The sequence below is a fragment of the Limnohabitans sp. TS-CS-82 genome (genome assembly GCF_002943475.1).
The window spans coordinates 93,679-108,071 of sequence record NZ_PTQX01000017.1; the positions used below are offsets into that span (position 1 = coordinate 93,679).

Sequence of the window (14,393 nt, forward strand, 5' to 3'; positions counted from 1 at the left end):
GCCTCACTTATTCGCCGTCATCCTTGCCGAATGGCGTCAATCTCTGGGCTTTTTCCCACAAGCTCTCCAACCGGGCGGTGGCAGCCTCGGCGGCGGTAGAGGGTGGTGGGGTAATGGGCACTTTCAAGCCCTTGGCGACTTGCTGGAGGCGGGCGTTTTCGGCCATGACCTTGCTTGCGTAGCCTTGGTCATCCTTCATATTGCCGGCGCCCACATAAAGCTTGAGGCCGCCTTCAATGCTGCCCGCGCGGTTGATGCACTCTTTGAGCACGTTCACGCCCACGCGCACATTGGCCACGGGATCAAATGCGGCTAAGGCGCCGCCGAAGCCTTGGTACTTTTGCTCGTGGACTTTGGTCATCACTTGCATCAGGCCCTGGGCGCCTACATGGCTTTGGGCGAAGGGATTGAAGCCAGACTCCACGGCCATCACGGCCAAGATGAGGGTGGGCTCGATTTGGTTGGCTGGCCCCACGTCGTAGGCTTCGGACACCAAAGCGCTCAAAGGCTCGGGTGCCACACGGTATTTTTTACTCAACCAATAAGCGAGGTTGGCTTGTTGTTTGGGCAGGTCGCGGGGGTCGGTGGCGGTGGCACGGTCAACGGCATCGGCATCAGTGGCAATGCCTGTTTCGTCATATTGGCGCTCTTGCAGCCAGCTGATGACCTTGGCTTCGGTCACCACGCGCAGGTCGGGGCGCACGGTCAGCGCCACGACGAAAAAGAAAATGGACAGGCCCACCACGGCCAAGCCGTTGTGCGAAATGGCGAAAAAACCTTGTGCCACGTCAGCTGCAAAGGTACGTAGACCTAGCTGTAAGCGGGCAATGAAAGGAATAGACATAAATTAATTAAATAGGAAGTAGCTGAAATTTTAAAGCCTCGGCGACAATCACCCCTAATTTACTGTGAGCCCTACTTGTGACTGATGCTTTGAACAAACCCCTCGACCTCGCCGCCTTAGACAAATTGACTGGCGGGGCCTTTACCGTTTCTACCTCGGCGGACCGCACTGCGCGCCTGCGCGACTGGCTCGCTGGCCAGCCCACTTTGGAGCACGTGCAAGCCGTCTTCGACGAAATGAGCCATCGCGACAAAGGTGCTGCCAAAGTCTTGCGCGAAAAGCTGGATGAGCTGCGTCGCAGCAAAGATCAAGACGCTTTGATCGTGGAGTGGGCTGCCAAAGGCGAAGCCTTGCGCGATGCGCCCCACATCAATTTGGCTGACGCCATGGGCTGGCAGCGCGATGCCGCCAAAGCAGGTGCGCCCTTGTCACGCGAACCCTTGGCTGGTCTGAAAACCGCTTTGGCCGAACGTGTCAAGGCGATTGAAGATTTGCAACACCAAACCCAAGTGCAGCGCGAAGCTGCTGTGCTGTTGGCCCAGCGCATTGAAGTGTTGTCCACCAAGCCTTGGCAAGACGCCTTGGCCCAGCGCGAAGCCCTGCAAGCTGACCTTGACCGTTGGGTGGCGCAAGCCCAAGCGTTGGCCGCCGATGCCCAGTGGCCTAGCGTGGATGCCAAATTTGCGTCTGCTCTGCAAACCAGCACCCAACAAGTGCAAGCCGTGTGGACTGCTTTTGGCGAGGCCTTGACCTTGACCGAGGCAGCTGCGGCCGATGCCGCCGCGCCATTGCCAGCTGTGCCCGCATGGTCTGACCAAATTCGTGTGGCCCGTGGTGAAGTATTGCCTCAAGCTGCCGCACCAGAAAAAGCAGCCAAGCCTGCTGCGGGTGTGGATGCAACGCGCAAAGTCAAACCAACAGCCGACAAAGCTGTGGTGGACCAAAAGCGTTTGGAGCTGGCCATTCAAGCCGAGGCGTTGTTCAAGCCTGCGCCTGCGGCTAAGCCTGTGAAAGCCAAAGTGGCGAAGGCGGATGACGCTGCGCTTGCGCAAGATGCTGCTGAAGCCGCCGCGATTGACGCGGTTGCTACTGAGGCTGTCAGCGCACCTGAAGTGAGCGCAGCAGCTGTCGCGGACGTTGCGCCTACATCAGAAGCGGCAACTGAGACGGTAGCGACCGAAGCCGCAGCTCCAGCAGCTGTTGCAGAAAAACCAGCCGCTAAAACCGACGACGTGGTTCGCATTCCTGCCATGGGCGGGCGCAAGATGCAAGAGACCTTGCGCGGCCTGCGCGAGCAATGGAAAAAAGTCGACAAAGAAGCTGCTCCCAACCCTGCGTTGTGGAAGCGCTTTGACTCGGCTTGCAACCGTGCCCACGAAGTGGTGGATGCTTGGCTCAAAGAAGCCCGCGCTCAAACAACAGCTCACAAAGCCCAACGCTTGGCTTTGATCGAAGAAGTCAAAGCATGGGCAGTTGAGCACGCCAATGGCCCTGATTGGAAAGGCGTCGCACGCCAGTTGCACCAGTTCGCCCAGCGCTGGCGCGAAAGCGGCCACTTGAGCGAGAAAATGTTTGCCGAGTTGCAACCCGTTTGGAAAGCCGCTATCCACGCCGCGCACGAACCATTGGAAGTGGTGCAAAAAGCAAGTCTTGCACGCCGCCATGCCCTGATTGCCGAAGCCCAAGCTTTGGGTGCTGCGCCTTCGTTGCGTGTGGATGCCGTGAAGGCTTTGCAACAACGCTGGCAAGAAGAAGCCCACGCCGTGGTGCTCGACCGCAAGCAAGAACAAAAATTGTGGGATGCCTTCCGTCAACCGATTGACGAAGCCTTTGCCCGCAAGTCATCGGTGCGCGAACAGTCTCAAGCTGCGCTGACGCCGCATGACAAAGCCGTGCTCGATGCCGCCAAGGCTTTGGATTCAGCCACCGCCAAAGGCGATGCATCCGCCATTCGTGCGGCCATGCAAATGTTGGAGCAAATCGCACGCGGTGAAGTGGTGGCAAGTGCTGCCCCAACTGCCGCTGAACCTGTTGCGAAACCCGCACAAGAAGCGCCTGCAACTTCAGAATCTGCTGACGTAACTGCCGAAGGCTCTGCTGAGGTGCCCTCAGCAGATGCAGCAGAAGTTGCAAACGAAGCACCCGCCGCAGAGGCTTCAGACTCCGAAGTGCCTGCAGAGCCCGTGGCAGAAGTAGCCTCTGCCAAACCCAAAGCCGCACCACGCCCAGTCGTGGCTGTGCGCGGTGATGACCGCCCAGGTCAAAAACGTACCGAAGCCGCACCTGCTGGCCGTGGCCGCGATGGCAAGCCCAGCGGCAAGTTTGGTGACAAGCCAAGCTTTGGCCGTGACGGCAAACCAGGCCGCGATGGTGGACGTGATGGTGGCCGCGAGGGCTTTGCACCGCGTGGCCCACGTTTGGGTGATGCAGCTTTCCGCGCCCAACGCTTTGCTTTGGAGTCTGCACAAGATGCCTTGCGTCGTTTGGCTTCACAAGCGCACGGCGAGGTGTTGACCCAGCTCATGCACGCTTGGGAAAAGCGCGATGCTTCCCAATTGCCAGCGGCGCAAGCCATTGGTAGCAAGCTCAGCCCAGCGCAGCGCACGCAATGGTCGCAAGCTTTGTCGGCTCAGCCGCAAGGCGCGGCCGTCACGCCCTTGTTGCGTTTGGAAGTGGCCGCTGACTTGCCCACGCCTGCTGCGCAAATGGATGCACGCCGTGCCTTGCAGTTGCAAATGCTCACGCGCCGCAATGACCCGTCGCCTCAAATGACATGGGCTGCTGATGCGGCTCAGGTCTTGGGTGGTGCATATGACGAAGCTGCAGCGCGTCGTTTGCAAGCTGCGCTGAAGGTGTTGCTCAAGCGTTAAACAACGCTGAGCGGCAACCGACAAAGCCCCCTAGTGGGGCTTTGTTCGTTTTGGCGCAGCCAGCTCAGCACTTCAAGTCGCGGCGGTTGGCTGTCTGCATGCCAATCACTCAGCACCCAACGGCTCAAACCATCGCCTAGGTCGTGTGCCGCAGGCTTGTGAGTGTGGCCATGCAGCAGCACTTGAGCGTCAGCTCCTTTGAGCCACGCGATGGCGGCTTGGCTGTCTACATCGGCATAGTCAGTGAAATCTGCTTGCGTGGTGTGACTGCGTTTGAGTGCTTCGCTTTTGTTTCGCACGTCGCGCGCATAGGCTTGGCGTTCTGTCAAAGGTTTGGCTAAAAAAGCGGCTTGCCATTCGGGCTGGCGCACTTGAGCGCGAAAGGCCAAATAGTCGTGGTCGTCTAAGCACAAGGCATCGCCGTGGCTGAGCAAGATGCGCGTGGGTTGGGCGTTGCCAGTGGCGCCAAGGTCTAACACCGTTGGGTCGCTCAATCCTTGCATGCCGCTGGCTTTGAGTAGGTCTGCGCCCACCAAAAAATCGCGGTTGCCGCACATGAAGTACACGGGCAAGCGTTGCGCCGTGGCCTTGAGCACAGCGATGCACTGCAAGGCGAAGGGGTCTGGGTTGTCGTCGCCCACCCACACCTCAAACAAATCACCCAAGATGAAGAGGGCGTCTGCGGGGGTGTGCGCCATGTGCTGTGCCCACGCATCAAACGTGGCACGCTCATGGGCGTCTAGGTGCAGGTCAGAGATGAAGTCCACACGTTGCCAATGCTGCGGCGCTTGTACGCTAGGCACAGGCTGGGGCAGCAGGGGCGGTGTGGACATAGAAGGGGCTTAGAGCGCCACTGCTTTTTCGATGACCACGTCTTCTTTTGGCACGTCGTCATGGAAGCCTTTGCGGCCGGTTTTGACAGCGGCGATTTTGTCGACCACGTCATTACCGCTCACCACTTTGCCAAACACGGCATAGCCCCAGCCTTGCATGCTGGGTGCTTTGTGGTTCAAAAAGTCGTTGTCAGCCACGTTGATGAAGAACTGGGCTGTGGCCGAGTGCGGATCAGACGTACGGGCCATGGCCAGCGTGTAGTGGTTGTTTTTAAGGCCGTTGTTGGCTTCGTTCTCGATGGGCTCGTCGCAATCTTTTTGTGTCATGCCGGGCTCGAAACCGCCGCCTTGCACCATGAAGCCTGGAATCACGCGGTGAAAAATGGTTTTGTCGTAGTGACCTTTGTTCACGTAGTGCAAGAAATTTTCGGTGCACTTCGGCGCTTTTTCAGCATCGAGTTCGATGGTGATGACGCCGTGGTCCAAGATGTGCAGTTCGACTTGAGGGTTGCTCATGGTGTGTTTCCTTAAATGAAATGAGAGGGCCAAGACTTGCTTAGAGCAGGTTGGCCGATTGGATGATGATGGGGGTGCGTGGCACGTCAGACGGGAAGGGGCCGCCAAAGCCAGTCTGTACGCTTTTGATTTTTGTGATTGTGTCCATGCCTGAGACCACTTTGCCAAACACGGTATAGCCGGGTTGTTGAGGTGTAGGGTCCAAAAAGCTGTTGTCCACCACGTTGATGAAAAACTGTGCGGTGGCCGAGTTGGGGACATTGGTGCGCGCCATGGCAATCGTGCCCACGGTGTTGCGCGGGCCGCCTTTGGCCAAGGCTTCGCGGCCTTCATGTTCAACAGGGGGGCGCGTGCGGCGCTCGATGTAGCGTTGGTCATAGCCACCACCTTGCACCATGAAGTTACCAATCACGCGGTGAAATATCGTGCCGTCGTAGTGCTTGTCGCGCACGTATTGCAAAAAGTTGTCGACAGTCTTGGGTGCTTTGTCTGGGTAGACCTCGACCACAAATTCGCCCGCATTGGTGACGAACTTCACGCGGGGGGCGTCTTGCGCGATGGCTGTTTGGGCCAAGCCAATGAAGGCGAGGGCACATAAGACGCGACGTGTCATGTGAACAAATGTCATGGTTTGCCTTGGGTAATTGCGAGAACAGGTGTGAGTCGTTCGATTTTCTGAGTTAAACCGCGTTGTTTGGCATCAATCGCCAAAGACCGTTCGTACGACTGACGCGCCATATTGACTAAGAGATCGCCCATGTTTTCGTGGGCTGCTGCGTAATTGGGATTGGCCCGCAAGGCTGCATCCAGTGAAGCCTTGGCGTTGGGGTAGTCGCCCTTGGCTGCATAAAGCACACCTAGGTTGTTGTGCGGCTCGGCCAGCTCTGGGTAATCTTGAGTCAGGCCCAAATACACCTGTTGCCCCATGTCTGATTGCCCTAGTTGCTCAAAGATGAACCCTTGCCAAAATCGCATTTGCGGATCACGCGGGTTGTTGACCAAACCTTTGTTGACCAGTAGCAAGGCTTGTGGGTACTTGGCTTGGCGCAGCAGCTTGCGGACATCGTTGTGCGGTGTGCTGATCACCATGGGCATCATGGATTGGCCCGGTTGCCAGTCCAATGCTTCCACGCTTTGAGCCTGCGCATTGAATGAACCAAAACCTACAACCCACCCCAGGACCCATGCAGCCACCCATCGGGCTTGTGCGAAGGTTTGACGAGCTGTGGGCGATGCCAAAGACTTGGTTAGGGAGGGAGCGTGAGGGTTTGTCATGTGCTTTGTATACTCATGGCATTGTAAAACAGAGGGTCTCAAGGACTCTTTGGCTTTCACCTCATTACCGACCCATCTTTGCGGTCTTCTCTCGATTCACTCATGACGCTTCGCATTCACAACACGCTCACGCGTGCGCTGGAGAACTTTTCGCCGTTAGAACCTGGCCATGTGCGCATGTACGTGTGCGGCATGACCGTGTACGACCTGTGTCATTTGGGCCATGCCCGTTCGATGGTGGCGTTCGATGTGGTGCAGCGTTGGCTCAAGGCAAGCGGCTATCGTGTGACCTATGTGCGCAACATCACCGACATTGACGACAAGATCATCAAACGCTCGCTAGAAAACGGCGAAACCGTGCGCGGCCTGACCGATCGCATGATTGATGCCTTGCATCAAGACGCCGACGCTTTGGGCATTGAGCGCCCCACGCACGAGCCCCGCGCGATGGACTATGTGCCGCAAATGTTGTCGATGATTGGCACCTTGCAAGGCAAGGGCTTGGCCTATCAAGCCAGCAATGGCGATGTGAACTACGCCGTGCGCAAGTTCCCAGGCTACGGCAAGTTGTCGGGCAAGTCGCTGGATGAGTTGCAGGCGGGTGAGCGCGTAGCCGTCGACGACGGCAAGCAAGACCCGCTGGACTTTGTGTTGTGGAAGTCTGCCAAAGAGAGCGAACCTGACGAAGTGAAATGGGCCAGCCCCTTTGGTGCAGGCCGCCCCGGCTGGCACATCGAGTGCTCAGCTATGAGTTGCGAGATGCTGGGCCAGAGTTTTGACATTCATGGCGGTGGCGCTGACTTGCAGTTCCCACACCACGAGAACGAAATCGCCCAAAGCGAAGGCGCGAATGGCCAAAAAATGGCCAGCGTCTGGATGCACAACGGCTTCATCAACGTGGACAACGAAAAAATGTCCAAAAGCTTGGGCAACTTCTTCACCATCCGTGATGTGTTGAAAGAGTTTGATGCTGAAACCGTGCGTTTCTTTGTGGTGCGCAGCCACTACCGCAGCCAGCTCAATTACAGCGACGTGCATTTGAACGACGCCCGTGGCGCGTTGAAACGCCTCTACACAGCGCTCGGAACAGTTGCCGCTGATGACGTCAAGATCGATTGGGCTGAGCCCCATGCCGCGCGCTTCAAAGCTGCCATGGACGAAGACTTTGGCACGCCTGAGGCGGTGGCTGTGTTGTTTGAACTCGCCAGCGAGCTCAACCGCACACAGTCGGCACAGGCCGCTGGCTTGCTCAAAGCCTTGGGCGGCGTGTTGGGCTTGTTGCAAGACGACCCCAAAGCCTTTGCCCAAGCGGGCGCAGATGTGGACGAAGACGCCATTCAAGCCCAAATCGCTGCACGTGCAGCAGCCAAAGCGGCCAAGAACTTTGCCGAGGCCGACCGCATTCGCCAAGCCTTGGCCGCCGAGGGCATTGTGCTCAAAGACTCGCCCGTAGGCACCACTTGGGAGCGTGGCTAATTGATGGTCGCCCAAGACAAAATCACCATCGCCACACCCGAGTACTGGGCTGATGCGTGCAAACACTTGGTCAAAAAAGACCGAGTGATGAAACGCCTCATCCCTCAGTTTGGCGAGGCCTCGTTGCAGTCGCGCGGTGATGCGTTTGTCACGCTGGCGCGCAGCATTGTGGGCCAGCAGGTGTCGGTCAAGGCCGCTCAAACCGTGTGGGACCGCTTTGCTTTGTTGCCTCGCAAAATCACGCCCGCCAATGTGCTCAAGCTCAAGGTGGATGACATGCGCGCCGCAGGCTTGTCAGTCCGCAAGGTCGAATACATCGTCGACTTGGCGCTGCACTTTGACAACGGTGCTTTGCATGTGAAGAAATGGTCTGAGATGACGGATGACGCCATCATCGAAGAGCTGGTGGCCATTCGCGGCATTGGCCGCTGGACCGCTGAGATGTTTTTGATGTTCCACCTCATGCGGCCCAATGTGTTGCCGCTTGACGATGTGGGCTTGATCAACGGGATTAGCCACAACTATTTCTCGGGCGAGGCGGTCAGCCGCAGCGAAGCCCGAGAAGTGGCTGCGGCGTGGGCGCCATACTGCAGTGTGGCGACTTGGTATATTTGGCGATCGCTAGATCCGCTGCCAGTGTCTTACTGAGCGCTCAAGGAGTAATTAATTTTGGCTAAACGAACTTTCCTCGACTTTGAACAACCGATTGCTGAGCTAGAAGGCAAGATCGAAGAACTGCGCTATGTGCAAAGCGAGTCTGCGGTGGACATTTCTGACGAGATTGACCAGCTCAGCAAGAAAAGCATGCAGCTGACCAAAGACATTTACAGCGACCTCACACCTTGGCAAATCACCAAGATTGCCCGTCATGCCGAGCGTCCCTACACGCTGGACTACATCAACGAGATCTTCACCGACTTCGTAGAAATGCATGGCGACCGCCACTTTGCCGATGACTTGAGCATCGTGGGTGGCTTGGCCCGTTTCAATGGCAATGCGTGTATGGTCTTGGGTCAGCAAAAAGGCCGCGACACCAAAGAGCGCGCTGCGCGTAACTTTGGCATGAGTCGCCCTGAGGGCTACCGCAAAGCTTTGCGTTTGATGAATACGGCCGAGAAGTTCAAGTTGCCTGTGTTCACCTTTGTGGACACACCCGGCGCTTACCCCGGCATCGACGCAGAAGAGCGCAGCCAATCCGAAGCGATTGGTCGCAATATTTTTGAAATGGCCCAACTCGAAGTGCCGATCATCACCACCATCATTGGTGAAGGTGGCTCGGGCGGCGCATTGGCCATCAGCGTGGCAGACCAAGTTTTGATGCTGCAATACTCGGTGTACTCAGTCATTAGTCCTGAAGGCTGTGCTTCGATCTTGTGGAAAACCTCTGACCGCGCCGAAGATGCTGCTGAAGCCTTGGGCATTACTGCTCATCGCCTGAAAGCCTTGGGTTTGGTCGACAAAATAGTGAACGAGCCTGTGGGTGGCGCACACCGCGACCCCAAGCAAATGGCGGCTCAACTCAAGCGCGGCTTGAACGACGCGTGGCGCCAAGTGACGGACATGAAGGTCAAAGAGCTGCTCGATAAGCGTTACGAGCGTCTGCAAAGCTATGGCCGTTTCACCGACACCAAAGCTGAACGCTGATTTCCCTTCGCTGGGCGCGCTCCAGCATTTAGGCCCATTCGCCGTTGCGCTCAGCGGCGGGGCCGATTCCACCGCCTTACTGATTGCCTGTGCCACGCGATGGCCGGGCAGGGTGCATGCTGTGCATGTGCACCACGGCTTGCAAGCGGCTGCAGATGGTTTTGAAGCGCATTGCGTGGCTTTGTGTGAGCGCATGCACGTGCCGTTGGTGGTGCAACGCGTCAATGCTGCGCACGCCGCAGGCGAAAGCCCCGAAGATGCGGCGCGTCAAGCGCGCTACCGTGCGTTTGCCGAGGCGCTGCAACACAACTGGGGCGGGCACATCAAACACATGGCCTTGGCACAACACGCCGATGACCAAGTGGAAACCTTGCTGCTGGCGCTCTCGCGTGGTGCAGGGTTGCCGGGTCTTGCGTGCATGCCTGCAGTCGCAGAACGTCATGGTGTGACCTACCACCGCCCTTGGCTGGACGTGCCGGGTTCGCAGCTGCGTGATGCTTTGAGAGCGGCAGGGGAAACATGGGTGGAAGACCCGACCAACTCGGATACACGTTACACACGCAACCGCATCCGTGCAGAGCTATTGCCCGTGATTGAGCGCGCATTTTCCTCGTTCAGACAAACCTTTGCACGCAGTGCCTCGCATGCTGCGCAAGCGCAAACCTTGCTGCAAGAGGTGGCCGCGCAAGACTTCCAACAGGTGGGCAACCCACCAGTGATCAAGGCTTTGCAGCAACTCAGTGAGGCTCGGCAATCCAACGTCTTGCGCCATTGGTTGGCGCTAGAACACTCACAAGCCAGCGCGGCACAACTGCAAGCGCTATTGGTTCAAGTGAAAGCGTGCACCACGCGCGGCCACCACATCGATATCAAGGTGGGGCGTGGGTTTGTGCGGCGAGATGGTGCCGTGTTGCGTTGCTACAATCTGTAGGTTTTTTGCCCATAACACAACAGTTTTAAAGAAATATGGCATTGATTGTTCATAAATACGGCGGCACGTCGATGGGCTCGACAGAGCGCATTCGCAACGTCGCCAAGCGCGTGGCCAAATGGGCCCGTGCGGGTCACCAAATGGTGGTGGTTCCTTCCGCGATGAGCGGCGAGACCAACCGTTTGCTAGGCCTTGCCAAAGAATTGGCCCCCTCCAAAGCCGACTCGGCCTACAACCGCGAACTCGACATGCTGGCCTCGACGGGCGAGCAAGCGTCTTCTGCACTGTTGGCTATTGCATTGCAAGCCGAAGGCCAGCCTTCTGTCAGCTACGCGGGCTGGCAAGTGCCGATTCGCACCAACAACGCCTACACCAAGGCCCGCATCGAGTCGATTGACGATGCACGCGTGCGTGCCGATTTGGACGCTGGCAAAGTGGTCATCATCACGGGCTTCCAAGGCAAAGACGAACACGACAACATCACCACCTTAGGCCGTGGCGGCTCTGACACCTCGGCTGTGGCCGTGGCAGCAGCGCTCAAAGCCAAAGAGTGTTTGATTTATACCGACGTGGATGGTGTGTACACCACAGACCCACGTGTGGTGCCTGAAGCCCGTCGCTTAGAAACACTGTGTTTCGAAGAGATGCTGGAGATGGCATCTTTGGGTAGCAAAGTTTTGCAAATTCGCTCAGTTGAGTTTGCAGGTAAATACAAGGTGCCGCTGCGCGTGTTGTCCAGCTTCACCGCGTGGGACATTGACATCAACGAAGAAGCCAAATCAGGTACGTTGATCACCTTTGAGGAAGACGAAAAAATGGAACAAGCAATCGTATCGGGCATCGCATTCAACCGTGACGAAGCCAAAATCTCTGTGGTCGGCGTGCCAGACAAGCCAGGTATCGCTTACCAAATCTTGGGCGCTGTGGCTGAAGCCAACATTGAAGTGGACATGATCATCCAAAACATCAGCAAGGATGGCAAAACCGACTTCAGCTTCACCGTGCACCGCAACGATTACGCTCGCACAACAGATTTGTTGAAAGACAAAGTGTTGCCAGCCTTGGGCGCATCTGATGTGCAAGGCGACACCAAGATTTGCAAAGTCTCTATCGTCGGTATCGGCATGCGCAGCCACGTGGGTGTGGCCAGCAAGATGTTCCGCTCATTGAGCGAAGAGGGCATCAACATCCAAATGATCTCGACATCTGAAATTAAGACCTCCGTTGTGATCGACGAAAAATACATGGAACTCGCTGTGCGCGCGTTGCACAAAGCTTTCGATTTGGACCAGCCTTCTGCTTAAGTTCAGGCATAATATGCCCTGCTGGAAACGTGACCGAGTGGCCGAAGGTGCTCCCCTGCTAAGGGAGTATGGGGTGTAGAGCCTCATCGAGGGTTCGAATCCCTCCGTTTCCGCCAGCACACCCTAAAAAGCCGTTGTATATCAACGGCTTTTTTATTTTGAAGATACATTCCGACACGATGAGCTGGTGCTTGCGTGGGTGATAGGCATCACTGACTTCCGTAAACACCAAGGTTGACTGCAGTTGACGGTTGTGCAAAATGGCATGACTCAATTTCTTCAGTCACTCAAGGGGCGAACAGATCAGGAGTCTGGTTTCAGGTAATCCCAAGCTCATTAGTATTAAGGAATTCGAACGGTTCGTAACAGCATTTGAAGTGCTCCTAGAACCACCATCGTGCCAAATAAGTCGCCCAAGAACATGACGACAAGTGTGTCCAAGAACTGCTCGTTTGTTCCAATCCAGAAATACCAAAGTTGGTGAATGACTGCGCTTATGAATGCGAAGAAGACAGCTAACTTAAACAGCCCAACGGAGCTGAGATTCGTCATTTCTTTATTTAGTTTCAGGAACACAGAAGCGAACCGCCATGCTATGTAAGGTCCAATACCAGCCAGAGAGCCTGAGATCAGAAGTTTCAGGTAGTTACCGTCAAAATACTGCTGGTACGTTATGAATATTGACGCAATCGCAATACCTAAAGCACCATCCAGCAAAAATATCAGTACAAACGCAAGACGAATGCCGCTAGGCAGAAAAATCCAATCCACACGATGTGCGTAATTGAGCGATGAACCAATCAAGAGAAAGTTCAATTGGTAGCAAAGAAAATACGCAAGCCCAGTGACAGCTATTATTGAAATTCTGCTTTGAAGTGTCATTTGTAAACTCGTTTACAGCATGATAAATAACTGAAAAACACTGTGTGTATACATTTATTGATGATTGGCAGAGCTCCGGCTGAATTGGTTTACTAACGTATTAGCAAGCTACATTAAAAAATTTTTCAGAGTTTGAAGCTAGGCAAATGAATAGACAAAGTCAGTTTGTAAAAGTTGCTTGGGAGCTTTTTGAACAAAAAGGTTATGCCGAGGTGGGAATGCGTGAAATCGCTGCTCAAGCTGGCTTCACCCCTGTCCAAGCGTATCGCTTAGGTCTTACCAAGGTGGACTTACTCGCCGAAATCAGCATCGCTTTGAGTGATGAGCAGATCAACAAGGTCGCTAAAAAGGCTCGCGTGAAGCCTAGCGAGGACCTTAATGCGTTTGTTTTTCGATACCTCTTGGCGCTTTATGTCTTCGATATTAAGCACATCAAAGTTCGACGTCAGAGTGCTGCTTACGGATGGATGTGGTCTAAGGCATACGAGGAGCGCATTCGCAATCAGGTGACTGAGCTGCTTGGTCCCATTATTGCGGTGTTGACAGAGGCGAAACACCCAGATGTTCCAGCATGCTGCCTTGCTATTTGGGCGCTTTATTACGTTGGCTACCGTAATGCTGTTGTGAACGGCCGCAAGCCAAAGCAGTGCCTTGAATCTATTGCTCCAAGTTTGAAGTTGTTGCTAGTTCACGCAGAGGGCAAGCTGAACTAAACCTCATCAACCCACCGTCTGTTGAAGATTTTTCGCAGCTTACTGCCTCATGTGCAGGAGTCGTGTGATGCCATGGCGTAGGGCGTGAGCGCTTTCAGCCACTTTGTTGCAGGCAAGGGCCAACGTTCTTCGATGGCCTGCGCTTGCAAGCGCAGTGCTTGCTTGTCCTGTGTGCGTGGCGTGCAAAAGGCCAACACAATGGTGTTGCCTGCAGGGGTTGGTTTGAAGGCCCACAGGGCATCTTTGCCAAATGACTGAGCCAGTTTGTTCATGCTTTGCTTGAAGTGCATGTGGCGCCCAAATAAATTCACAACCAAGCAGCCTTGCGGCGTGAGCAATTGTCTGCAATTGGCATAAAACGCTTCGCTGTCATGCACAGGCCTATCTGCTTCTTGGTCGTAGAGGTCGATTTGTAATACATCGACTTTGTCAAACCATTGTGGTTGGGTCACTGCTTCAGCTGCATCACCGATGGTGACTTGCAGTTTCGAATCATCTGGAGGTAAATGGAACCACTGTCTGCATGTGGTGATCACTTGCGGGTTTAACTCAATGGCTGTGGTTTGCATGTTCAAGTGGTGATGGCAAAACTTGGTCAATGATGCAGCGCCCAAACCCAATTGCATGGCATGTAAATTTTGAACGTTGTTCAAGTCAGTGAAGAGCAACCAACCCATCATGCGTTGTACATACTCAAGATGAATATCAAAAGGTTTGCTCAGTTTCATCGAGCCTTGTACCGAGGGCGTGCCTAAATGCAAGAAGCGCATATCGCCATAGTCGACGAAGGTGACCGTTGGCAAGTTTTCTTGGTGTGGTGCGGTGGTGTTTGTCGTCTTGTTCTTCGGTGTGGAAAAGGCATGTGCTTGTTTTTTGGCAAGAACAGTCCCTATCAACACCGACAAAATACAGGCCACTAAGCCGTAAATTATTTCAAGCGGTGTGAAGGGCAATCCAAAATCTGAAGTCATTCGATTCCATAAATCCATGTTCAATGTCCTATTCCACCTTCAGTTGGTGTGGAGAAACAGATCCTTGATGTTTTTTAATCAAGAAAACCATCACTTTTTTCGTGAGTTTCAGTTTCAAAAAATACACAGTTTGC

General features: G+C 55.1%; 14 protein-coding genes and 1 tRNA gene. 8 read left to right on the top strand and 7 right to left on the bottom strand.

The window, feature by feature from the left end; genetic code table 11:
- Positions 1-7 precede the first annotated feature (7 nt).
- Positions 8-844 carry a lytic transglycosylase domain-containing protein gene (locus tag C5F52_RS25325; protein ID WP_104801151.1) on the bottom strand — a complete coding sequence of 279 codons (837 nt, stop codon included), beginning with the start codon at positions 842-844 and terminating at the stop codon, positions 8-10.
- 89 nt (positions 845-933) lie between these two features.
- On the opposite strand from C5F52_RS25325, the gene C5F52_RS25330 reads away from it, so the two are divergent.
- Positions 934-3,714, top strand: a complete 2,781-nt coding sequence (locus C5F52_RS25330; RefSeq protein WP_236658009.1) for a DUF349 domain-containing protein — start codon at positions 934-936, stop codon at positions 3,712-3,714.
- On the opposite strand, the gene C5F52_RS25335 is transcribed toward C5F52_RS25330, so the two are convergent.
- Genes C5F52_RS25335 through C5F52_RS25350 form a run of 4 tightly spaced genes read right to left on the bottom strand, consistent with a single transcriptional unit; the run spans position 3,711 to position 6,338 of the window.
- A complete protein-coding gene (locus tag C5F52_RS25335) occupies positions 3,711-4,547 on the bottom strand; it encodes a UDP-2,3-diacylglucosamine diphosphatase (RefSeq protein ID WP_104801153.1) in 837 nt (278 codons plus the stop codon). The two genes, C5F52_RS25330 and C5F52_RS25335, sit on opposite strands and share 4 nt — an antisense overlap.
- A gap of 9 nt (positions 4,548-4,556) precedes the next feature.
- Entirely contained in the window at positions 4,557-5,063 is a 507-nt protein-coding gene (locus C5F52_RS25340) for a peptidylprolyl isomerase (RefSeq protein WP_104801154.1), read from the bottom strand.
- A gap of 40 nt (positions 5,064-5,103) precedes the next feature.
- Positions 5,104-5,676 (bottom strand): peptidylprolyl isomerase, encoded by a 573-nt coding sequence (locus tag C5F52_RS25345; RefSeq protein WP_236658010.1) that lies wholly within the window; start codon positions 5,674-5,676, stop codon positions 5,104-5,106.
- Between the two features lie 11 nt (positions 5,677-5,687).
- Positions 5,688-6,338 carry a tetratricopeptide repeat protein gene (locus C5F52_RS25350; protein WP_104801156.1) on the bottom strand — a complete coding sequence of 217 codons (651 nt, stop codon included), beginning with the start codon at positions 6,336-6,338 and terminating at the stop codon, positions 5,688-5,690.
- A gap of 102 nt (positions 6,339-6,440) precedes the next feature.
- On the opposite strand from C5F52_RS25350, the gene cysS reads away from it, so the two are divergent.
- The 6 genes from cysS to C5F52_RS25380 all read left to right on the top strand — a co-directional run bounded on the left by cysS (position 6,441) and on the right by C5F52_RS25380 (position 11,809).
- On the top strand, positions 6,441-7,814 hold the full coding sequence (gene cysS / locus C5F52_RS25355) for a cysteine--tRNA ligase (RefSeq protein WP_104801157.1): 1,374 nt from the start codon (positions 6,441-6,443) through the stop codon (positions 7,812-7,814).
- A 3-nt stretch (positions 7,815-7,817) separates the two neighbouring features.
- A complete protein-coding gene (locus C5F52_RS25360; protein ID WP_104801158.1) occupies positions 7,818-8,462 on the top strand; it encodes a DNA-3-methyladenine glycosylase in 645 nt (214 codons plus the stop codon).
- 21 nt (positions 8,463-8,483) lie between these two features.
- The gene (locus C5F52_RS25365) at positions 8,484-9,458 is read left to right on the top strand and encodes an acetyl-CoA carboxylase carboxyltransferase subunit alpha (protein ID WP_104801159.1); all 975 of its coding nucleotides are present in this window, start codon (positions 8,484-8,486) and stop codon (positions 9,456-9,458) included.
- Positions 9,424-10,389, top strand: coding sequence for a tRNA lysidine(34) synthetase TilS (gene tilS, locus C5F52_RS25370; RefSeq protein WP_104801160.1), 966 nt, complete (start codon positions 9,424-9,426; stop codon positions 10,387-10,389). The genes C5F52_RS25365 and tilS overlap by 35 nt, the downstream gene beginning before the upstream one ends.
- A 35-nt stretch (positions 10,390-10,424) precedes the next feature.
- On the top strand, positions 10,425-11,693 hold the full coding sequence (locus C5F52_RS25375) for an aspartate kinase (RefSeq protein ID WP_104801161.1): 1,269 nt from the start codon (positions 10,425-10,427) through the stop codon (positions 11,691-11,693).
- Between the two features lie 23 nt (positions 11,694-11,716).
- A tRNA-Ser gene (locus tag C5F52_RS25380) sits at positions 11,717-11,809 on the top strand.
- 226 nt (positions 11,810-12,035) lie between these two features.
- Here the strand turns inward: C5F52_RS25380 and C5F52_RS25385 are convergent.
- Positions 12,036-12,575 carry a hypothetical protein gene (locus tag C5F52_RS25385; RefSeq protein WP_104801162.1) on the bottom strand — a complete coding sequence of 180 codons (540 nt, stop codon included), beginning with the start codon at positions 12,573-12,575 and terminating at the stop codon, positions 12,036-12,038.
- A gap of 146 nt (positions 12,576-12,721) precedes the next feature.
- Here C5F52_RS25385 and C5F52_RS25390 point away from each other — a divergent pair, with 146 nt between their 5' ends.
- On the top strand, positions 12,722-13,288 hold the full coding sequence (locus C5F52_RS25390; protein WP_104801163.1) for a TetR/AcrR family transcriptional regulator: 567 nt from the start codon (positions 12,722-12,724) through the stop codon (positions 13,286-13,288).
- 47 nt (positions 13,289-13,335) lie between these two features.
- On the opposite strand, the gene C5F52_RS25395 is transcribed toward C5F52_RS25390, so the two are convergent.
- Positions 13,336-14,058 (bottom strand): spermidine synthase, encoded by a 723-nt coding sequence (locus C5F52_RS25395; protein ID WP_104801204.1) that lies wholly within the window; start codon positions 14,056-14,058, stop codon positions 13,336-13,338.
- Positions 14,059-14,393: the final 335 nt, after the last annotated feature.